At 61.0% G+C, this 18,100-nt stretch carries 26 protein-coding genes and 2 pseudogenes; 14 read left to right on the forward strand and 14 right to left on the reverse strand.

What is annotated here, in order from left to right:
- The first annotated feature begins 117 nt into the window (after positions 1 to 117).
- From VMR39_RS07785 to VMR39_RS07800, 4 genes and pseudogenes are all read left to right on the forward strand, one after another.
- Complete coding sequence (locus VMR39_RS07785; RefSeq protein WP_325415404.1) at positions 118 to 1,092, forward strand: DUF4861 family protein; 975 nt, start codon at positions 118 to 120, stop codon at positions 1,090 to 1,092.
- Between the two features lie 2 nt (positions 1,093 to 1,094).
- Positions 1,095 to 2,372, forward strand: a complete 1,278-nt coding sequence (locus tag VMR39_RS07790; RefSeq protein ID WP_325415405.1) for a DUF2264 domain-containing protein — start codon at positions 1,095 to 1,097, stop codon at positions 2,370 to 2,372.
- An 86-nt stretch (positions 2,373 to 2,458) separates the two neighbouring features.
- Positions 2,459 to 2,903 (forward strand): annotated as a pseudogene (locus VMR39_RS07795) (IS5 family transposase); the annotation flags it as partial.
- A 135-nt stretch (positions 2,904 to 3,038) separates the two neighbouring features.
- Positions 3,039 to 3,422 (forward strand): hypothetical protein, encoded by a 384-nt coding sequence (locus tag VMR39_RS07800; RefSeq protein WP_325415406.1) that lies wholly within the window; start codon positions 3,039 to 3,041, stop codon positions 3,420 to 3,422.
- 212 nt (positions 3,423 to 3,634) lie between these two features.
- Here VMR39_RS07800 and VMR39_RS07805 read toward each other — a convergent pair whose 3' ends face one another.
- From VMR39_RS07805 to VMR39_RS07815, 3 genes are read right to left on the reverse strand one after another with little or no spacing between them, the layout of a single operon-like run.
- Complete coding sequence (locus VMR39_RS07805) at positions 3,635 to 3,889, reverse strand: hypothetical protein (protein ID WP_325415407.1); 255 nt, start codon at positions 3,887 to 3,889, stop codon at positions 3,635 to 3,637.
- Entirely contained in the window at positions 3,876 to 4,064 is a 189-nt protein-coding gene (locus VMR39_RS07810) for a hypothetical protein (RefSeq protein WP_325415408.1), read from the reverse strand. The genes VMR39_RS07805 and VMR39_RS07810 overlap by 14 nt, the downstream gene beginning before the upstream one ends.
- The gene (locus VMR39_RS07815; protein ID WP_325415409.1) at positions 4,048 to 4,230 is read right to left on the reverse strand and encodes a hypothetical protein; all 183 of its coding nucleotides are present in this window, start codon (positions 4,228 to 4,230) and stop codon (positions 4,048 to 4,050) included. The genes VMR39_RS07810 and VMR39_RS07815 overlap by 17 nt, the downstream gene beginning before the upstream one ends.
- Before the next feature lie 255 nt (positions 4,231 to 4,485).
- Between VMR39_RS07815 and VMR39_RS07820 the strand changes: the two genes are divergently transcribed.
- Positions 4,486 to 5,061 carry a hypothetical protein gene (locus VMR39_RS07820; protein ID WP_325415410.1) on the forward strand — a complete coding sequence of 192 codons (576 nt, stop codon included), beginning with the start codon at positions 4,486 to 4,488 and terminating at the stop codon, positions 5,059 to 5,061.
- 192 nt (positions 5,062 to 5,253) lie between these two features.
- Here VMR39_RS07820 and VMR39_RS07825 read toward each other — a convergent pair whose 3' ends face one another.
- The 6 genes from VMR39_RS07825 to VMR39_RS07850 all read right to left on the reverse strand — a co-directional run bounded on the left by VMR39_RS07825 (position 5,254) and on the right by VMR39_RS07850 (position 9,011).
- A complete protein-coding gene (locus VMR39_RS07825; RefSeq protein ID WP_325415411.1) occupies positions 5,254 to 5,382 on the reverse strand; it encodes a hypothetical protein in 129 nt (42 codons plus the stop codon).
- Between the two features lie 389 nt (positions 5,383 to 5,771).
- Positions 5,772 to 6,548: a DNA-binding domain-containing protein gene (locus VMR39_RS07830; RefSeq protein ID WP_325415412.1), complete on the reverse strand. Its 777-nt coding sequence runs from the start codon at positions 6,546 to 6,548 to the stop codon at positions 5,772 to 5,774.
- On the reverse strand, positions 6,545 to 7,375 hold the full coding sequence (locus VMR39_RS07835) for a DUF692 domain-containing protein (protein WP_325415413.1): 831 nt from the start codon (positions 7,373 to 7,375) through the stop codon (positions 6,545 to 6,547). Before VMR39_RS07835 ends, VMR39_RS07830 begins: the two co-directional genes overlap by 4 nt.
- A 61-nt stretch (positions 7,376 to 7,436) precedes the next feature.
- Complete coding sequence (locus VMR39_RS07840) at positions 7,437 to 7,703, reverse strand: hypothetical protein (RefSeq protein ID WP_325415429.1); 267 nt, start codon at positions 7,701 to 7,703, stop codon at positions 7,437 to 7,439.
- Between the two features lie 130 nt (positions 7,704 to 7,833).
- Entirely contained in the window at positions 7,834 to 8,475 is a 642-nt protein-coding gene (locus VMR39_RS07845) for a DUF1109 domain-containing protein (RefSeq protein ID WP_325415414.1), read from the reverse strand.
- Positions 8,472 to 9,011, reverse strand: a complete 540-nt coding sequence (locus tag VMR39_RS07850; protein ID WP_325415415.1) for a sigma-70 family RNA polymerase sigma factor — start codon at positions 9,009 to 9,011, stop codon at positions 8,472 to 8,474. Before VMR39_RS07850 ends, VMR39_RS07845 begins: the two co-directional genes overlap by 4 nt.
- A gap of 209 nt (positions 9,012 to 9,220) precedes the next feature.
- Here VMR39_RS07850 and VMR39_RS07855 point away from each other — a divergent pair, with 209 nt between their 5' ends.
- The 3 genes from VMR39_RS07855 to VMR39_RS07865 all read left to right on the forward strand — a co-directional run bounded on the left by VMR39_RS07855 (position 9,221) and on the right by VMR39_RS07865 (position 10,361).
- Positions 9,221 to 9,496 (forward strand): DUF2282 domain-containing protein, encoded by a 276-nt coding sequence (locus tag VMR39_RS07855; protein WP_325415416.1) that lies wholly within the window; start codon positions 9,221 to 9,223, stop codon positions 9,494 to 9,496.
- 131 nt (positions 9,497 to 9,627) lie between these two features.
- On the forward strand, positions 9,628 to 10,098 hold the full coding sequence (locus VMR39_RS07860) for a DoxX family protein (protein ID WP_325415417.1): 471 nt from the start codon (positions 9,628 to 9,630) through the stop codon (positions 10,096 to 10,098).
- 92 nt (positions 10,099 to 10,190) lie between these two features.
- Positions 10,191 to 10,361: a hypothetical protein gene (locus tag VMR39_RS07865; protein WP_325415418.1), complete on the forward strand. Its 171-nt coding sequence runs from the start codon at positions 10,191 to 10,193 to the stop codon at positions 10,359 to 10,361.
- Here VMR39_RS07865 and VMR39_RS07870 read toward each other — a convergent pair whose 3' ends face one another.
- A complete protein-coding gene (locus VMR39_RS07870; protein WP_325415419.1) occupies positions 10,362 to 11,216 on the reverse strand; it encodes a DMT family transporter in 855 nt (284 codons plus the stop codon). It abuts the gene before it with no gap.
- A 393-nt stretch (positions 11,217 to 11,609) separates the two neighbouring features.
- On the opposite strand from VMR39_RS07870, the gene VMR39_RS07875 reads away from it, so the two are divergent.
- Together VMR39_RS07875 and VMR39_RS07880 are read left to right on the forward strand one after the other, a co-directional pair.
- Positions 11,610 to 11,918, forward strand: a complete 309-nt coding sequence (locus VMR39_RS07875; RefSeq protein WP_325415420.1) for a hypothetical protein — start codon at positions 11,610 to 11,612, stop codon at positions 11,916 to 11,918.
- A gap of 17 nt (positions 11,919 to 11,935) precedes the next feature.
- The gene (locus VMR39_RS07880) at positions 11,936 to 12,214 is read left to right on the forward strand and encodes a hypothetical protein (RefSeq protein ID WP_325415421.1); all 279 of its coding nucleotides are present in this window, start codon (positions 11,936 to 11,938) and stop codon (positions 12,212 to 12,214) included.
- A 246-nt stretch (positions 12,215 to 12,460) separates the two neighbouring features.
- Here VMR39_RS07880 and VMR39_RS07885 read toward each other — a convergent pair whose 3' ends face one another.
- Genes VMR39_RS07885 through VMR39_RS07900 form a run of 4 tightly spaced genes read right to left on the reverse strand, consistent with a single transcriptional unit; the run spans position 12,461 to position 15,110 of the window.
- Entirely contained in the window at positions 12,461 to 12,919 is a 459-nt protein-coding gene (locus VMR39_RS07885; RefSeq protein ID WP_325415422.1) for a nuclear transport factor 2 family protein, read from the reverse strand.
- 30 nt (positions 12,920 to 12,949) lie between these two features.
- Positions 12,950 to 13,927 (reverse strand): saccharopine dehydrogenase family protein, encoded by a 978-nt coding sequence (locus VMR39_RS07890; RefSeq protein ID WP_325415423.1) that lies wholly within the window; start codon positions 13,925 to 13,927, stop codon positions 12,950 to 12,952.
- Positions 13,924 to 14,352 carry a VOC family protein gene (locus tag VMR39_RS07895; protein ID WP_325415424.1) on the reverse strand — a complete coding sequence of 143 codons (429 nt, stop codon included), beginning with the start codon at positions 14,350 to 14,352 and terminating at the stop codon, positions 13,924 to 13,926. Before VMR39_RS07895 ends, VMR39_RS07890 begins: the two co-directional genes overlap by 4 nt.
- A gap of 14 nt (positions 14,353 to 14,366) precedes the next feature.
- Complete coding sequence (locus VMR39_RS07900; RefSeq protein ID WP_325415425.1) at positions 14,367 to 15,110, reverse strand: SDR family NAD(P)-dependent oxidoreductase; 744 nt, start codon at positions 15,108 to 15,110, stop codon at positions 14,367 to 14,369.
- A gap of 214 nt (positions 15,111 to 15,324) precedes the next feature.
- On the opposite strand from VMR39_RS07900, the gene VMR39_RS07905 reads away from it, so the two are divergent.
- The 4 genes and pseudogenes from VMR39_RS07905 to VMR39_RS30445 form a co-directional block, all read left to right on the forward strand.
- Entirely contained in the window at positions 15,325 to 16,137 is an 813-nt protein-coding gene (locus VMR39_RS07905) for an AraC family transcriptional regulator (protein WP_325415426.1), read from the forward strand.
- Between the two features lie 822 nt (positions 16,138 to 16,959).
- Complete coding sequence (locus tag VMR39_RS07910) at positions 16,960 to 17,625, forward strand: alpha/beta hydrolase (RefSeq protein WP_325415427.1); 666 nt, start codon at positions 16,960 to 16,962, stop codon at positions 17,623 to 17,625.
- 214 nt (positions 17,626 to 17,839) lie between these two features.
- Positions 17,840 to 18,001: pseudogene (locus VMR39_RS30440) on the forward strand (IS5/IS1182 family transposase); the annotation flags it as partial.
- A partial coding sequence (locus VMR39_RS30445) for a toxin-activating lysine-acyltransferase (protein WP_414712471.1) occupies positions 18,000 to 18,100 on the forward strand: 101 nt, incomplete at its 3' end. The pseudogene VMR39_RS30440 and the gene VMR39_RS30445, both read left to right, overlap by 2 nt.

An 18,100-nucleotide genomic window follows, 5' to 3' on the forward strand; every position in this document is an offset into this window, starting at 1 on the left:
GTTCCAATGAATATCTGCTGTCGAGCCTGCCAGCCTCCGCCAATGTGAGCAAGGGCTTGGCAAGTCTGATTCGATGATTTATCAGCTTATCATACAAATATTGGAGAGGAGCCTGTGGTGAACCGCCCCAAGCCAACAGCATCGCCACGTCGCGTCTGGAAGCCGCATCTATCGATCGGATTGCTGGCGATCGGCCTCTGTGCCGGCGCGACCTTGGCGCAGGGCGACGGGACGGGCGATCATCTTCCGGTGGAGAAACGCCTGCCGCCTCCGCCCAGCATGACGGCCGCTGCTGGCGCACTGGTCGCTTCCTATCGTTATGACGACCTGCTGTGGGAAAATGACAAGACCGCCCATCGCATCTACGGCCATGCGCTGGAGGCGGCCGAACCGCCATCGGGATCGGGCATCGACAGCTGGGGCAAGAATGTCGCCTGGCCCTTTGCTGATCGTCAACTGCGCAGCGGCGACCAGCATGGCTATCATGGCGAGGGGCTGGATTTCTACAATGTCGGCACTACGCGCGGCGCTGGAGGCCTGGGCATCTGGCATGACAACAAGCTGTGGACGTCGCGCAACTATGTCCGCGCCCATATTCTGCAATCGGGCGGTTCGGTTGCGGACTTCACCGTCGATTATGCGCCCTGGCCGGTCGATGTCGACCGCAAGGTCTGGGAAACGCGCCGTTTCACCCTGCCTCTCGGCACCCATTTCACCCGGCTGGTTTCGACCATCGGATCGGACAAGGCGACGCCACTGACGGTTGGCATCGGCATCGGCAAGCGTACGACGGGGCAGGGGGCCGGCGACCTGACCGTAGACCGTGCCCGCGGCCTTGTCAGCTGGTGGGGGCCGGAGGATGGCGCGCATGGCCGCATGGCGCTGGCGTTGCGGGTCGACCCGGCGCAGATCGCCGATATCCGCGCAGATGCCGACAATCAGCTCATCCTGCTGACGGTGAAGCCGGGCCAGCCCTTCGTCTATTATTCCGGCAGCGCCTGGAACGAGGGGCAGGGCGGTTTCGCCACCCGTGCGGCCTGGGATGCCTATGCCGCCGGCCAGACCCTCGACTTCATCCCGCCCAAGGATTGATCATGACCAGCCATATTGACCGTCGCGCGATCCTGACCGGCATGGCGACCGGCACTGCCGCGTTCGCCGCCATGCCGTCGCTCGCCAAGGTTGGAGAGGCCGCGCCAGCCACGGCTGATGCGGACGACCGTAGCTATGCCCTGTCGTTGCTCGAACGCATGGCCAGCCCCCTGCTGTCGCGCATGGCCAAGGGGCGGTTACAGGCGCAATGGAAGCCCGAACTCAGCCCGACATGGGATGGTCGCAACCCCAAGGTGGCTTTTCTTGAGGCATTTGGCCGCTTGATCGACGGTATCGCGCCATGGCTTGCTCTGCCCGACACGGACGGCGCGGAAGGGCGGTTACGCGCCCGACTGCGCGAGCAGGCGCTGGCGAGCTATGTCCATAGCGTCGATCCCAAAAGTCCCGACTATCTGCTCTGGCAGGCGGAGGGGCAGCCGCTGGTTGATTCCGCCTATTTCACCAGCGCCCTGCTGCGTGCGCCGCAGACGCTGTGGGAACCGCTCGACCGGACGACCAAGGATCGGATCATCAAGGAGATACAGGGCCTGCGCCGGGTCGTGCCGCCCTATACCAACTGGCTGCTGTTCGCAGCGATGAACGAGGTATTCCTGCTGTCGGTCGGGGCGCAATGGGATCCGATCCGGGTAGACCTGGCGTTGCGCAAGTTCAGCGAATGGTATGTCGGCGACGGCTGGTATGCCGACGGCGAACATTTCCATTTCGACATGTATAACAGTTATGTCATCCACCCGATGCTGACCCAGATATGGGATGTGCTGGTGCGATGCGATGCACGTTTCAACGCGCTCGATCCCAAAGAGCGGCTCGCTATCCAGATCCAGCGGATGCAGCGTTTCGGCGAGGCGCTGGAACGGATGGTCGGTCCTGACGGTGCCTTTCCGCCGATCGGCCGTTCGCTGACCTACCGCACAGCGGTTCACCAGCCGCTTGCCTATCTCGCCTGGCGCAAGCTTCTCCATGCCAAGCTGCCCGAGGGACAAGTGCGCGCGGCGACCATGGCGACTCAGCGCCGCATCTTCGCTGATCCCAGCAATTTCAACGCCGACGGCTTCCTGACGATCGGCTTTGCCCGGCACCAGCCGACCCTGGGCGACGTCTATTCCAACGCCGGCAGCATGTATATCACCTCGGAAAGCCTGCTGGCGCTGGGCCTGCCTGCATCGGACAGCTACTGGACATCATCGGCGCAACCCTGGACCATGCGCAAGGCCTATGCCGGGCAGGATTTCCCGAAGGATTATTATATTGCGAACTAGGGCGTAAACTCATAAAATGGCTTGGTGATTGAGGGTTTGCGTGATTTATGCCCTTTCCAAATTTGAAGGGTTTGATGGCACGCGACGGGCAAAAAGGGGGAGGCTGCGATCGTGGCATGGGACGTCCCTGGGGCGGTCTCACCAGTAAAACTCCACGCTCTTGTCGATGCTGACGGACGCCCTGTCAGCCTGAGACTGACAGGCGGGCAGGTCCACGACGCCTGTGAGGCCGAGGCGCTGATCGAGGCCATCCCGCAAGGCGCAACCCTGCTGGGAGACAAGGGATATGACAGCAGCGCCGTCCGCCAGGCCGCCGCTGCCAGGAACGTCTGGGCCAACATTCCAAACCGATCCAACCGCAAGCAGCGCTTCGCCTTCTCCCCATGGCTCTACAAACAGCGAAACCTGGTCGAGCGCTTCTTCAACCGCATCAAGCAGTTCCGGGGCATCGCAACCCGATACGATAAAGACCCCGCCAATTTCATGGCCGCCATCAAGCTCATCTGCGTTCGCCTCTGGTGCAATGCATAATGAGTCTACGCTCTAAGCCGAGCCATAGCGACAAATAGCTACGAGGAAGGCCAAAATCTTTGGGATCGCTGCCTCTACTCAAACATTAAGGCTTTAGCTTTTGGCCTTGAAGACGTGCAGGACAAAGTTACGCTTGTGAAGAGCGAATACGAGAAGCAAAGCGAATTTGATGAACGTCGCACCAAAATGGATCCGGTCTTAAATCCATTCGGCCAACTAATAGTGTGCCAGAGCGTTGACGACAATGACGATGCGCCATTCAATTACAACGCCGAATCGGAGTCGTTCACAGGCTCTTTCAAATTCAGGCTACTTGCCGATCTGGATTTCAAGAAAACGGGTTCCTATCAATCGAAAACTCGCATGGGCGTTCGTGCTTCAGTAGAATCTTTTGTAGACTTTTCCTACATCGTAGATTCGAGCGCAGCGTTCGACGAAAAGAATTTGCCTTGCGCAAAGGTAAACTATAATAGTGTCACTTATTCTGTGCAAATTGATCACAAATCTGCGCCACTCTGAAAAATGACGCCTATCTAGTTTTAGCAGGGTCGCTGATATCAACTTATATTTCTATGAATAAAAGTGAAGGTAATCCAACACTTGACTACCCCAAAGATATATATAGGAGTGAATTTGTTCCATCAGCTTCCGGCCCAATTATTTCGGCATCGTGAAGCAAGATGGAACAATGGCTTTCAGATGTGACCTTTAGGGAGGAAGTCTATCTCCCTTCACAAATCCCAATCGCTCGGCAGAAACCCCGCAAAAATCTTCGCCATCACAGGATCGATGGCGACCATCTTTCGGCAACAAGCCCACCATTCATCCATCCCAGCCCGCTTGCGGGGCGTGCAGCGCGAAGCCATGTCAGCCAGCTTTGCTTCTACCTCTGCCGCATCCACCCTTATGCGGGCCTCATCGTCTGGCTTGCGACCCGTGGTCTGTTCGATACTACCCTCACGGCTGGCAAGGTCACGCGATGCCATTGAGCGCCTCCATAATGCAGGCCTGATCCGCAGCGGACAAACCGGACATATCGCCGTCATCCGGCAGGCTGGCGATCATTTCCAATATGTCGCGGCGCAAGCCGGACAGGTCATAGCGTGACCGGCTGGGCTGGTGCGCCTCCACGGCGGCAAGGCGGTCACTCAGGCTGGGCATTGGGGCTTGCCAGCCTGTAGATAAATATGTTGTCCCCTTCAGGGATGCCCATGCGAGCGCGGGTCGCTTCAACAGGCTCGCCCACTTCGTCTATGGCCCGATGCCATTTCACGGCAAGCGCTTGTCGCGCCTCCAGCGTTTCCACGCGGGTTTCCATGTTACGCATATTGCGCGATCCTTTCCGCTAATTCGGCGTCCGACAAATGCGCCCACGGTCGGGCGTCGCGGTTTCCGATCATGCTTTCCAAGCGTCGGGCTTCGGCACGTTGGGCGGGGGTGACAGACTGTCCCTCATATACGCGGACCAGCAAAGCGATGTCGGCGTCCGGCAGCACCCCATAGTCGGGCCGGGATTGCCCAGTGCGCCCGCGTTCCAGTGCCAATAGGCGATTGTGCAACGTCATTTGCCGAGCCTTCGCCCATGATCATCGATTTTCGCGAGGCGATCGCACGGCTGCCGACACGACCGAAGAAGAATGTGGCATGCCTGCCGCTGCTGGATCAGATCGATGTCGCCCGTGATCAGAATTTGCCGCCGTTGGCAGGCGCCACGATCGGCAAGCTTGTGACCGGATTGCGGGTCACGCTGGAACATGCCGTCAATCCGCTTCGATTCATCGCGTTCAATCCCGGCTCCACCGTCAAAGTGAAGGGGGCCAAGAGCGACGTTGATGCACGCCTGCCGTTCACGCCGGAAGAATTGAACATCATCTATTCCGACGAGATGATGACCGACCCCGATGCTGACATGCCGGACCGCTATTTCTGGCTTTTGGTGCTGGCACCGCTCAGCGGCCTGCGTATCGAAGAAATGGGCATGCTGTGCCCGCAGAACATCCGATGCGATCAAGGCATCTGGTATGCCTTGATCGCATCGGGACAACAGGCGGAAGCGGAGAGCGGACCAGCAGCAGCTATCGTACGTCGCCCTGCATTGGATCATCATCGAAGCCAGCTTTCTTCGTTATGTCGAAAAGCAGCGGCTGGCCCACCATGAATGGCTGCTCCCCGACCTTGAAGCCGATCAATATGGCAATCGGACGAAGAAGGCCTCTCGCGACTTCATCAGACATCTGCGTCGACTGGCGCGCGGCGACCGAGCCGTGCCGCGCCTTGCCCTTTCTTTCATTTAACTTTGCTCGGTCACTTCAGCTCACTTCAATCTTCCTCACGCCGTTTGCGGCGGCCCTTACGCCTCGTCGATCGGGAGATCGCGGATGTCGAGCGAGAGCATGCGCGCATACCAATGGGCGACATCGAGGTTGGCGCGTTCGGCATAGCTGAACAGGGTAAGGATGGGGCCATCGCCGATGTCCATTCCTCAAGCTTCCGGCCTGCAAGCTTGGCGAGGGCATGAGCGGCTTCCTTCGCCATCGCGCTGCGCTGGCGGTCTTCTTCAAGGATGTAGAGCATATGAGGTGGGGTCTTTCACCTCGAGCTGCGGCGGGTGCAGCCGCAAGGGCGAGGATCAGATTTTCATTTCAGACATTGCAGCCACCCGCTGCTGCTTCAAACCTTTCTTCTTTCCCGCTGAGGGCGCTGCCAGTTCCACTTCGCCGAGGAAATGACTGGTTTCCCAGTAATCCACCGCTCGGCAAGGAAGAGGCACCTATGTCCCAGATGCTTTCGGCCGCAGCCGACCAATTTTTGCCGTTCCTCAATAAAAGCCGCAACGACAGCATATCTCAAAACGATCTTCATAGCCGACTACAAGCACAGCGACGTGGCTTGCTCGCGATCGTCTATGGCGACGACCATGTGGTCGGAAAGCCATGAGCCCAGCCACCGTCCGACAAGCGTCATGCCTGCCTCTTCTCCGAGCAACTGTGCAACGTCGCGGCACAATGCGCCGAATGTCATGCCGCAACGCAGATTGAGCAGCGCCTGCAATTCGGCATCATCGACAGTCCTGATGCGGCATTGTTCGCCCTGACGCCACAAGAGGGCGACATCGGGCGTGCCCAGATATTGCGGCGCGGGCGGTTCCTTCTGATCAACCAGCGCCGACCATATGGCAAAGCCGTTGGTGTTAAGATGCAGAAGGTCGATCGACGGCGCGAACATCAACACCGCGCGATCCCAATCGACATCACTCAAACCGTCCAGCCCAACGGCGGGGCTGTCGGCTGCGACGAACAGGTCTTCCAGTGCAAGCTCGATGCCGGCGATTTCCGCGATCTCTGGATCTGCAACGTGAAGCCGTGCGAGCGTTGCCGGAAAATCGCGACCATAGGCATCGAGCGTCCAACTGCTCGGCGGAACGCTGTCGATGTGATGCACGGCGGCATGAAGAAACATGTCTTCGCCAATCCACGCGCGGGTCCGCGGGAAGCTGCTTTCAAGACAGGCGACGAGCTGGGTGCGATAATTATTCTGGTAGACGGCAAGACCCGGCCCCGCCGCCGTGCCGATGCGATCGGCAGCAGCCATGTCTTCCCGCATCAACCAGTCGCGCATATCACGCTGAAGCGCCAGCAGGCTCATGCCGCTTCTTCCAGCTTCCCGGCGGCGATCCGACGCGCAGTGGAGAGTTCGGCCAGCAGGTCGGCCAGAGGCGGGATGGCGTCGTCGCGCTCGATCATCGTCGCGACCGGCCCAAGCTTCGGCAGGACATGTGCATAGAGCTGCCACACGGACGGAGGCACAGCCTGGTCGTGCGTATCGACCAGCAGATGGTCGCCCTGGCTGTGCCCGGCGAGATGAATCTGGCGCACGCGGTCATGCGGCACGGCGTCGAGCCAGGCGATAGGGTCGGAGCCGTGGTTGCTGGCGCTGACGAACACATTGTTGACATCGAGCAGCAGTCCACAGCCTGTTCGCGCACACAGGGCATCGATGAACTGCCATTCGGTCATGTCCGCTGACGCAAAATCGATATAGGTCGACGGGTTTTCGATCAGCATCGCACGGCCCAGCGCGTTCTGTGCGCGGTCGATATTGGTGCAGACAATGTCGAATGCCTCCTGCGTGTAGGGTAATGGCAGAAGATCGTGCGAACTGAACCCTTCGATCCGCGACCAGCTCAGATGATCCGACACGAACAAAGGTTCGATGTCATCGACAAGCGCGCGAAGCCGGGTGAGATAGGCCCGATCGAGGCCGTCGGCCGAGCCGATGGACATGGACACGCCATGCAGGGCGATGGGGTAGCGGGCGCGAATATCGCGCAGGATTCGCCGCGGCCGGCCGCCATCGATCATGAAATTCTCCGAGATCACCTCAAGAAAATCGACCGCGATACGATGGTCCAGGAAATCGGCGTAATGCTGTTTGCGCAAGCCAAGTCCGAAGCCGGGAAAGGAGGGGATCATGGGAACACTCCCTGCTGATAAAGGCTGCCCGGCGCGGATGGTCGCGCCGGGCATGGGGATGTCATTTCGGCTCGGTCAGGCTGCCTCCGGCGGCCTTGCACGCCTTGACGGTCATGGATTTGAAACCATGCCCCTTGCAGACATTCTGCCCCTTGCACTCGTTGCTGGCGGTCTTGCAGTCCGACGTGCCCTTGCAGCTGTTGATGCCGTAGCAGTGCACGACTTTCGTATCCGCACTGTCCTGCGCCACGGCCGGGGCTGCTGCTGCCACGATCGCGATGGCGGCGGCGGAAGCGGCCATGCCGATGCCGCTGTTATAGGTGAGCATGATGATCTCTCCGAAAGAATGTTGAGCCAAGATGGCTCCTGTCTTTCGGTTCGGAACGGCACGCGGTTACAGGGGCGGCAGAAATTTACGGAACCGACGGCGATATGCTACGCGACGGTACAGCTTCCGCTTACCAGCGCAGCAGTCGCGGCCCGACCAGCATGCCGAGCAAGGTCGCGAGCAATATTCCCAGCGAATACCAGGTCAGGACGAAGATCGCCGACACTTCGGGACAATGGATGCAGTAGACGGTCGCCGCGAAGGCTCCTGCCGACAGGCCTGCCGCAGCGCCGGCCGCGCGCAGCCGGGTCGGGGCGAGCCTGCGGAAGGACCATAGCAAGCCGGCAAAGATCGGGGCCGACAGCGACAGGACCAGCCAGGGACAACTCTTCCAGCTATGACCCAGCCACATCGCCAGCCATTGCGACGATGGCGTGCGCGCCAGTTCGAGCAGGCCGACCGTCGCAAGAAGCAGGACGGGTATCGCAAGCGCCCACAAGCCGCGCAATCGACCGCTGTCGGGGCGTGCGAGCTGGGCCGTGGTCATCAGCGCGGCGATCGACAGGGAGAAGGTATATCCCCATTTCACCCAGAAGGATGCGCCCTGCATAGCTGTACCCAGATCCGGGCGGACACCGATCGACGCCAGGATCAGCAGCGCCGATGCGATCCCACCAACGACGATACCGATGGCCAACCGCCGCGCGACGCTGTTTCGGGCCACCGGGCGGGTATCGCTGGCAAGATGCCGGATCAGATCGTCCGTGTTCATCGCATAGCCCCCTGCACCCGCGCCATCAGCGCCTTCAGCCCGCGATGCACCGAAATCTTCACGTCGGATTCGCCTATCGCTTCCGCGCTTGCCGCTTCGGCGACGCTCAACCCCTCCAGCCGGGTTGCGCGGATCATCCGCGCCTGTTTGGGCGGCAACTGCTCCAGCAGATCGTCTATGTCGAGCTTCGCGATGATACTTGCTTCAAATTCGTCGGCGACCAGCAAGTCTTCCAGATCGTCGATCGGCCGCAACCGGCCGACGCGGCGGAAATGGTCGATCATCTTGTAACGGGCGACCGCATAGAGCCAGGCGGTGAAGGCGCGCTCGCGATCATAGGTCGCGCGACGGGTGTGAACGGCAATAAGGGTGTCCTGCACCATATCCTCGACATCGTCGTCGGCACCGCGAACACGACGCCGATAAAAACCCCGCAGCAGCGGAACAAGCAGGCGCAGCAATGCCGCATGGGCGGCGGCGTCGCCGTCCAGCCCATCGATCATCAGCGCACGCAGATGCTCCTCTGTGGTCTGCATTCAATCTCCTCGCCCACATGTTCGGGCCGGACCGGCCATCGGTTACACCATCGACGGATAAATTTTTGCGCCGACCGATTGTAACCGCACCTTGTCCTTCCCCGAACCCGCAGATGTGACACGGGCTTCCCGCCTCCTCCCCGGTCATCGCGCGGTCCGGCCCCTGTCCGGGCCGCGCGCAGAGGCGACGGATCGAAGAGGACATCATCATGCGTACCACTCATGCGGCGCTCGCCGCCAGCATCGCCATCGCGTCGGCAACCGCGCTCGCCACTTCCGCCCATGCCGAGACGAAGCCGAAGATGGAGAAATGCTACGGCATCTCGCTCGCCGGCAAGAATGACTGCGCGGCCGGTCCCGGCACGAGCTGCGCGGGCACGTCGAAGGTCGACTATCAGGGCAATGCCTGGAAACTGGTGAAGGCCGGCACCTGCACGTCGATCAAGACGCCCAAGGGCAACGGCGCGCTTTCCCCCAAGGCCTGACCCCAAGGCCTGACCCCAAGGCCTGACCCCCAGGACTGACCCCAAGGACTGACCCCAAGGACTGACCCCAAGGACTGACCATGGCGGCCGGGGCGCCATTCCGTCCCGGCCCTCCTTCCCGGAGATGAACGATGAACCTGCCCTTGCAAATGCGCGAAACCGTCGTCCGGCGGATCGAGGCGCTGCTGCCCGATGCGCTGTTGCTGCTGGTCGCCCGTCTGGGCATTGCCGCGATATTTTTCCTGTCGGGACGGACGAAGGTGGAAGGCATCATCACCATCACCGACAGCACATATGAACTGTTCCGCACCGAATATGCCCTGCCGCTCGCCCCGCCCGACCTCGCCGCAATTATGGCGACCTGGGCGGAGCATCTCTTCCCGATATTGCTGCTGCTGGGCCTGTTCACGCGGCTTTCGGCATTCGGCTTGCTCAGCATGACCCTGGTCATCCAGACATTCGTCTATCCCGACGCATGGCCGACACATCTCAGCTGGGCTGCGATCCTGCTTCCCCTTGTAGCCCGCGGCGGCGGTGCCTGGTCCTTGGATGCGCTCATTTTCCCCCGATCTAAGATATGGGGCATGGGGGCCGACAAATAACTGCCTAACCGCGATCGATATTCTCCCGACCCGCATTCAGGGGAATCCGGCTTCGCAGAGCCGGCAGACCGAATGTCATTTGGGAGAAATTCATGACGAAGACGATCGCTGTCGCGATCTCACGGCCATCCGCGAATGCCAGATTATGTCAAAAGCTGTCGTTCGACCAAGCCATCTGGAACGACAGAACCTTCGTCCGCTGGCCCAAAAGCACGGCGATTTCCCTGCCGCCGGGAATGACCACAGCGGCAGGGATCATGTGACTACGTGCGTTTCTGTCGGAATACGAAGACCAGGCCCAGGATGGTCAGCGCGAGGCCAATGAGGCTCATACTCTCCATCGGATTGCCCAGGATGATCCAATCCATCACCGAGGTCACCGCTGGCACAAGGTAGAATAGACTCGTCACATTCACCAGGTTGCCGCCGGCTATCAGGCGGTAGAGAAGGAAGGTGGCACCCACGGAAATCACCAGTCCCAGCCATATCGCGGGCAGGATGAAGCCGGTGACGGGTGCAGCGCGCAGTGGCAGGAAAGCGACCAGGATGCTGGCGAAGGCCAGGCCAACGCCATATTGCAACGGCAGCACGACCCAGGGCGCCTGTGTCTCCCGCTTCTGGAGGATCGAACCGAAAGTAATCCCCGCCAGCGAAAGGGCGGCAAACCCCAGTCCCGCAACGCCAAACCGCATGCCGGCAATGCCATCCCAGGCCACCAGGCCCAGGCCACCGAAGGCAAAAGCCAAGCCGAGCAACCGCTGCAAACTTACCTCTCGCTCCGTAAGCACGATGGTGAGGATGGGCTGGATTCCCAACAGCGTTGCCAGCGCTCCAGGCGTGACGCCATGGTCTAGGGCCAGGAGATAACAGGCCGAATAGAGGCCAGCGATCAACAGGCCGGTAATAGCAACTCGTATCCGGCTGCCGCGCGTCGGCAATAACTGACGGTTGCGGATGGCAAAAGCGGACAGAGCGATGAAGGCTATGGCGTAGCGTGTGATGAGCAACGCCAAGGGCGAGCCATATTGCAGCCCGATTTCGGAGACGATGGCGCCGCTGCTCCACAGCAGCACGAAAATTGTGGTCGGCACGAGCGCCGACGCATGTCGATGAAACATGGAAAATCACCTGATATGTCGTGTAACCCGCGTTGCTGTAGACAGCGCGCAGGCAGGATGTCGGCTTGGTTATCCCAGAATGGCAGCGGGCGGCGGGGGCGAACCCGCGCGAACCGCCGCATCGGCACCGATCAGATCAGGTGGTGCGATCGCGCCAGACACAAGGCTCCCGGCCATGATCGCGTTGCGCGTGAAGGGAGCCGTGTTGGACATGGTCCGGGCAATAGTCGTGCCCTCACAGAACTGCAAGCAAATGCCGGCCCCGCACGCACCCGCTTTCCTCTCGGCACGTCAGCGCCTATCCGTGTCGCCCTCAAGGTTTCCGGATGCGTGCATTGGATATCCTTCTTATCCCCGGTTTCATGCTCGACCCCGATCTCTGGTCGGATGTCCGTGCCGCGCTGGGGCCGCACGGGGCGCGTGGTCGATGCAGATACGACGCAGGATATGACGATCGAGGCCATGGCGGATCGCGCCATTCAAACATTGTCCGCCCCTGCTATCGTAATCGGTTTCTCGATGGGCGGTTATGTGGCGCGATCCATAGCCTATCGCGCACCCGGCAAGGTGAAGGACGGCGCTCATCGCTACATCGACCCGCGCGCGTGCGCCGAGTGCAATCCGAACTGGCATGACCTTCCGCAGGCTTGGTCAGGCAGCGATCACACGCCCCCTGCATCCGGATCATCGCTCAGGCGATGATGAGGCGGCTCGAACAGATGAATGAGCGCATCGGGCCGGAAGTCTTCCGGCGGCAATCAGAGATGGCTCGGGTCGACGATAGCGCGATGCTCACCCAAATTCATTGCCCGGCCATAATCGTCTCAGCGGCTCAGGACGAATTGCGGTCGCTCGCTGAAAGCGAGATGCTGCACCATGGCATCGCTGGCTCGACCATGCAGATAGTTGAACGCTCGGATTACCTTATACCGATGGAACAGCGTGACGTGCTCGGCAGTGTCGTTGGAGATTTCATGGCCGATATTCGCCGGCATTAGACGCCCCAGTTGTGCCGTTCAGGCGCCAAATTCCGAAGCCCGGATGCGGTCCGTCCGCTATTCCGGCAGTTCGCGACCAACTTACGCCGTTCATCCTTATAGACATCACCGGCTGGAACTAGGCGAAGCGGCCGCCCGACGCTCTCGCAACGGTAGGTCGGAGGCGCCCCCCTAGTTCCGATGACATCAATCGCACAATGCCGAACGCCCCTTCGCGCTTCGTCACCGCGCCGCAATTTTGGTTTATCACACCCCGGCGAGGACGCTCGGATCGCCAATTCGCCAGACATTGTCGACGACCACCCGCTGGATAACCCAAGCGTCGCCATGGCGGCAGAGGTCGATGTCGTAGCGATTTTTCATCATGTAATGCCGCGAGTGATCGTCCTGCGGCACATGCTGCGCCTCGACCAGTGCCTCCATTCTTGCGGTATCGCCCTCCAGCCACACGCGCGGATTGCTGACCGTATGGGTCGTGTCGATCCCGGCGAGCGAAGCGGACAGCGCCGAGACCAGCGTATCGCGCCCTTGCAGCACGGGATATTCGAAGCCGGCCTTCGCCGCGGCCGGCCTGAAATCGGAGATCGCGTCTTCCGCAAGGGACGAAGCCAGCAGATCATGGTCGCGCAGATCGATGCCCGCGGCATAGCGATAAAGCGCATCGACCACGGCGAGGGGCTCGGCGGCGGGAAAATCGGAGGTCATTGTCATATCCTTGAAATTGGGTGGCGTGCGTCAGTTCGGGAGGCGTATGATGCTGGTATCCGCGATCGTCTCCGCGAAACCGCTGCCGAACAGGCCGGCGGGGGTTTGGAACCCAGGTCGAGTTTCGCCCGCGATCACCCGCCGCGCGGCCTCGGCTGCCGCCATCGGGGTGAAAGTGTAGCCGTTGACCGTCTCAAGGCGATGCCGGCTCACCGTGCCGTCGGCCGCGGTCACTTCCGCCACCGCGGCGTAGCGATTGGCCGCGCGATCGGCCTCGGTGGGGCCGTCAGGAAGCGCCGACAGATCGCCGCCGGGAAACGCATTGCCGGCAACGTGCACGAAAGTTGCGATGTTGGGCACCTGCGTCTCTCGCCAGATCGTGATCAGGTCGGGCAAGGTCAGCGGAAAGGAGGAGGCCGGGCCGCTGCCGAAGTCGAACTCGTGCAGCGCCGTGCTATTGCTCGGGACGAGTGCCCCGTCTTCCCGCAAGAGGAAGTCCACGGTCACATTCTCGGCAGCGCTGATCGCCGATCCGCGCGACATTGTGCCGGAGACCATGAGCGCGATGCGGATGCGGGTCGGCTCCGGTACATCCTCGATCGCCCGCGCCGCCAGGCAGCCGAGCATCGCGAGGCTCCCGCCGCTCCCCGGCAATAGCATGACGCCACGCGCGGCGGCTTCTTCGTCGAGCTTCTCGGCCAGCCGATAGCTGTCCAGTTCGGCTGCGATGTCGAGATAATGAACGCCGTTGCGGATCGCCGCACGCATCAGTGGCTCGGCAGTGCGAAGAAACGGACCGGCGCAGTTGAGCAGGACCGTCACGCCCGAAAGCGCGGCGTCGATAGCCGCAGGATCGTCGAGCGTGAAGGCACGCGTTTCGCCGTCCAGCCCAGCCAGCGTTGCGGCATCGCGACCGGCAAGGATCGGATCGAGCCCGGCGGCCTTCGCATAGCCGGTGGCGAGGCGCGCGGTGTAGCCCGTAGCGCCGTAGATCATGAGTCGGCTCATGATGCAGCGTCCGGCGCGTGCTGCCAGCTCTTGAACACGAATTCGAGGCTGTAGCCATCGGGGTCAAGCACGTTCGCGGCGTAATAGCGCGGATCGTAATGAAGCCGCGCACCGGGTGCGCCCATGCCTCCACCTGTAGCTTCGGTGGCGCCGGCGGCGATCGCTGCGGCATAGGCGGCATCAACCTGCTCCCGCGAATCCGCGACGAAGCCGATATGGGCAGCCCGTCCTTCGACCACGCCCGGTCTTAGCCAGAAGAAGATGCGTCCCTTGCAGCCAAAGCCCTTGAGATCGGGGTGGCCGGGAGGAGCGTCCTTGCCATCGTAATCGACGCGATCGGTGATGCCGAGCGGCGCGAGTGCCCGCGTGTAGAAGGCGATGGAGCGGTCGAGGTCGGCGACCGATAGGAAGACATGATCGAGCATTTCTGATCTCCTGTTCAGATGACGTAACCGCCGGCGACTTCGATTGTCTGCGCGTTGATCCAGCGGTTGGTGTCCGACAGCAGGCTGGCAATGACATCGCCCACATCGTCAGGCTCCCCGACCCGCCCAAGTGCGGTCTGCGCCGCAAGCATCGCCTCAAACTCATCGTTGAGGCCGCCGCCCAGATCGGTGCGGATGGCGCCCGGCGAGACGGCGTTGGCGCGGATGCCGCGATCGCCGAACTCCTTGGCCATGTAGCGCGTGAGCACGTCGAGGCCGCCCTTGAACGCCGCATACGGCGCAACGCCCGGCGTCGCGACGCGGGTTGTCGCGCTGGTCAGGTTCACGATCGCGCCGCCATCGACAAGCAGCGGCAGCAGCATCTGGGTGAGGAAAAACGGCCCTTTGAGATGGACGGCGAACAGGCCGTCGAATTCGGATTCACTCACGCTGGCAATCGGGTTGAACAGGCCATAGCCGGCATTGTTGACGAGGTTGTCGAAGTCGCTGCGGCCCCAGAGCTTCAATAGGGCGGCGACGACATCATCCCGAAAGCCGGGGAAGGAGGCGATATCGGCGACGTCGAGCTTGAGGGCGACGGCCTTGCCGCCATCCGCCTCGATCGCTTGCACCACCTCGGCCGCCTGCTCCGGATTGCGATTATAGGTAAGGATGACGCCCTGGCCCTGCGCCGCGCAAGCGATGGCGGCTGCGCGACCGAGGCCGCGGCTACCGCCGGTGATGATCGTGATTTTCATGGGGCGTTCTCCGCTGCCGTTCGATGGTTTGGAGATAGCTGTCCGGCAAGTTTGCGGCTGCGCCCGATCCTCCCTCGATTTTGCCTATTCCTGCTTTGCGTTTGCGGCGTCCGCGTGAGAGGCGCACAAGCAGCACATGGAAAACCAACTTGCGGAACTGCGCCGTCTTGCTGCGAACGCCCAGAACAGGCGCACCGAAACCGGCATCCCGCGCGTGGCGATGGTCCAGGGCGCGATCCCAGAACACGAACTGGCGGCGGTCTATGATCCGATGATCAACCTGATCCTGACCGGCAGCAAGGCGATGACGATCGGCGAACGGACAATGCGATACGATCCGGCCAGCTATTTCTTGATGTCGCTGGATCTGCCCGCTGTCGGCGAGGTGTGCCCGGATGCGGCCGGTAATCCCTATCTGGCCGTCAGCCTCACGATCGACCCGCAGGTCGTGGGCATGATGCTTGCCGATCTCGGGCATGTCGCCCCGCCGCCGTGTTCGAGCGGGTTTTCGGTTGCGTCGGTGACGCCCGAGTTGCTCGATGCGTGGCTGCGCATGCTGCGACTGATCGATAATCCGGCCGACATTGCCGCGCTGGCCCCGGCCTACGAACGCGAGATCCTGTATCGGGTCTTGCAGGGGCCGCATGGCGCAATGCTGCGGGACATCGCCACGCCCGACACCGCCCTGTCGCGTGTCCGGCTCGCCATCCAGTGGATCCGCACGAACTTCAAGGTACCACTGCGGGTGGAGGCCCTTGCCGAGATCGCCGCAATGAGCGCCTCAGCCTTTCATCGCCACTTCAAGGCTGCGACGGCGATGAGCCCGCTGCAGTTTCAGAAACGTATCCGCCTGCTTCAGGCGCGAATGCTGCTGATCGCCAGCGCCCAAAGCACCGCTGCGGTGGCTTACGAGGTGGGGTATGAAAGCCAGTCCCAGTTCACTCGGGAATATACACGCTTCTTCGGTCAGCCGCCCGCAAGGGACGTGCGCCGGGTTCAGCGCGAGCTACGCGACGGCTTGGCCTGATGAGTTGAAAGATGGATATGGGCATTCGGCAAAATCTGTGGGGTTTATAATCGGAAGCTGCCGACCTTTCCAGCCGATCAGCCGCCAGATTTTTGTTCTCAGCTAGAAGGCGTCACCCAGGCAGCCGGCATCAGCAAGAGCAGCGCAGTCTACGATTACTCCCGTAACCAGTCGGTCAAGAATGTCCCATTGCCAGCCCAAAAACGGACCGCTGATCGGGTCCGGAGCGTGCCTCTGCCGGGAATCTTATGGTCAATTTAGCTGGTCCATGAGGCGTTGGAATAGTCCATTGACCCGAGATATCACTGTTGAATAGGCATTATCGTCAATTCCATCCCCTCCCGTAGGCGATCACCAATTTTTTCAATGACTTAGTCCTTGAAGTTGGTGCGATTTCACTCGCTGCTCTTATTTCTTCCCCTTTTTCGTTCTGCGGGTTTTCGCAGGACGGGCCTGGGAATTTTCTGACGGGCGGGGCTGATACCTCCTTCCGCCGTTGCTGGGCGCTCGACCAAGCAGGATGAGATACGCAAGTTTCAGATCACCCGATATGTCGTGCAGCCCGCGTCGCTGCAGACCGGATGTCGGCTGGGTTATCCCAGGATGGCAGCGGGCCGCGGGGGCGAACCCGCACGAAGCGCCGCTCAGGACCGATCAGATCAGGGGATGCGATCGCGCCCGACACAAGGCTCCCGGCCATGACCGCGTTACGCGTGGAGGGAGCCGGACCCGTAAGGGAATGCCTGTCCGGCGCGCTGCCGCTTTTCTCTCGGCCAGTCTGCGCCTATCCGTGTCACCCCTGAATTCTTCCGGATACACGCATTGGATATCCTTCTTATCCCCGGCTTTATGCTCGACCCTGATCTCTGGTCGGATGTCCGTACCGCGATGGCACAGCATGGAGATGTGATCGATGCGGATACGACGCAGGATGTAACGATCGAGGCCATGGCGGATCGTGCCATTCAGGCATTGACCGATCCCGCGATCATAATCGGCTTTTCGATGGGCGGCTATGTGGCGCGCTCAATAGCCTATCGCGCACCGGACAAGGTGAAGGGACTGGCGCTCATTGCCACATCATCCCGAGCCCATGCGCCGAACATGATACGGGCCGGCATGACCTTCCGCAGGCTCGGACAGGCTGCAATCGAGCGTTCGCTGCATCCGGATCACCGCACGGAGGGGTTGAGAAGGCGGGTGGAACAGATGAGCGAGCGCCTCGGGCCAGGCGCTTTCCGTCGGCAATCGGAGATGACTCGGGCGGACGATACTTCGATGCTCACCCAAATTCATTGCCCGACATTGATCGTCGCAGCAGCCCAGGACGAATTGCGATCGGTCGCAGAAAGCGAGAGGCTGCACGATGGCATCGCAGGCTCGACCATGCAGATAATCGACCATTCCGGTCACCTTATACCGATGGAACAGCCTCGCGCGCTCGGCCAAGCCCTTGGAGATTTCATCGCGGATATTAACAGGCGCTAGATCGACCCTTTCCAGCCATTTGGTAAGCAAGATCTGTGCAAGCCTGAAAATCAACGCATCAGATTTCAGAATGGAAAAGGCTGCGGAAAATACGACCGCCGTTACCCAACCGCCCTACCGAACCACCCGGACAAGGCTAGGGCGTAAACTCATAAAATGGCTTGATGATTGAGGGTTTGCGTGATTTATGCCCCTTCCAAATTTGAAGGGTTTGATGACACGACGGCGATATGAACTGACGGATGGGGAATGGGCGATTATCGAGCCGTTATTGCCCAACAAGCCGCGCGGTGTTGCCCGCGTGGATGATCGCCGGGTTGGCGCTTTGGGCCCGAACCACGAAAGATGGCGAAGCAAAGCTGGCTCGTGGCATGATGGAGCCGCAGAACCGTCTGACCCTGGAAGAATGGAGCACTGGCGACAAACTCTGGCTTGTCGATCTGATCGCCCCATTCGCTGACGCGGCAAACAGGCA

This window comes from Sphingobium sp. (genome assembly GCF_035511395.1).
In the GTDB taxonomy this organism is placed as follows: Bacteria; Pseudomonadota; Alphaproteobacteria; order Sphingomonadales; family Sphingomonadaceae; genus Sphingobium.

Bases quoted from the DNA above. Each gene is read 5' to 3' on its own strand.
- VMR39_RS07835 (WP_325415413.1), bottom strand. From the start codon at position 7,375: ATGATCCCCTCCTTTCCCGGCTTCGGACTTGGCTTGCGCAAACAGCAT.
- VMR39_RS07805 (WP_325415407.1), bottom strand. From the start codon at position 3,889: ATGGCATCGCGTGACCTTGCCAGCCGTGAGGGTAGTATCGAACAGACC.
- VMR39_RS07900 (WP_325415425.1), bottom strand. From the start codon at position 15,110: ATGAAAATCACGATCATCACCGGCGGTAGCCGCGGCCTCGGTCGCGCA.
- VMR39_RS07840 (WP_325415429.1), bottom strand. From the start codon at position 7,703: ATGCTCACCTATAACAGCGGCATCGGCATGGCCGCTTCCGCCGCCGCC.
- VMR39_RS07855 (WP_325415416.1), top strand. From the start codon at position 9,221: ATGCGTACCACTCATGCGGCGCTCGCCGCCAGCATCGCCATCGCGTCG.
- VMR39_RS07895 (WP_325415424.1), bottom strand. From the start codon at position 14,352: ATGCTCGATCATGTCTTCCTATCGGTCGCCGACCTCGACCGCTCCATC.
- VMR39_RS07825 (WP_325415411.1), bottom strand. From the start codon at position 5,382: ATGGACATCGGCGATGGCCCCATCCTTACCCTGTTCAGCTATGCCGAA.
- VMR39_RS07790 (WP_325415405.1), top strand. From the start codon at position 1,095: ATGACCAGCCATATTGACCGTCGCGCGATCCTGACCGGCATGGCGACC.
- VMR39_RS07880 (WP_325415421.1), top strand. From the start codon at position 11,936: ATGAATGAGCGCATCGGGCCGGAAGTCTTCCGGCGGCAATCAGAGATG.
- VMR39_RS07820 (WP_325415410.1), top strand. From the start codon at position 4,486: ATGATCATCGATTTTCGCGAGGCGATCGCACGGCTGCCGACACGACCG.
- VMR39_RS07810 (WP_325415408.1), bottom strand. From the start codon at position 4,064: ATGCCCAGCCTGAGTGACCGCCTTGCCGCCGTGGAGGCGCACCAGCCC.
- VMR39_RS07850 (WP_325415415.1), bottom strand. From the start codon at position 9,011: ATGCAGACCACAGAGGAGCATCTGCGTGCGCTGATGATCGATGGGCTG.
- VMR39_RS07865 (WP_325415418.1), top strand. From the start codon at position 10,191: ATGACGAAGACGATCGCTGTCGCGATCTCACGGCCATCCGCGAATGCC.
- VMR39_RS07845 (WP_325415414.1), bottom strand. From the start codon at position 8,475: ATGAACACGGACGATCTGATCCGGCATCTTGCCAGCGATACCCGCCCG.
- VMR39_RS07815 (WP_325415409.1), bottom strand. From the start codon at position 4,230: ATGCGTAACATGGAAACCCGCGTGGAAACGCTGGAGGCGCGACAAGCG.
- VMR39_RS07885 (WP_325415422.1), bottom strand. From the start codon at position 12,919: ATGACCTCCGATTTTCCCGCCGCCGAGCCCCTCGCCGTGGTCGATGCG.
- VMR39_RS07860 (WP_325415417.1), top strand. From the start codon at position 9,628: ATGAACCTGCCCTTGCAAATGCGCGAAACCGTCGTCCGGCGGATCGAG.
- VMR39_RS07870 (WP_325415419.1), bottom strand. From the start codon at position 11,216: ATGTTTCATCGACATGCGTCGGCGCTCGTGCCGACCACAATTTTCGTG.
- VMR39_RS07890 (WP_325415423.1), bottom strand. From the start codon at position 13,927: ATGAGCCGACTCATGATCTACGGCGCTACGGGCTACACCGCGCGCCTC.
- VMR39_RS07830 (WP_325415412.1), bottom strand. From the start codon at position 6,548: ATGAGCCTGCTGGCGCTTCAGCGTGATATGCGCGACTGGTTGATGCGG.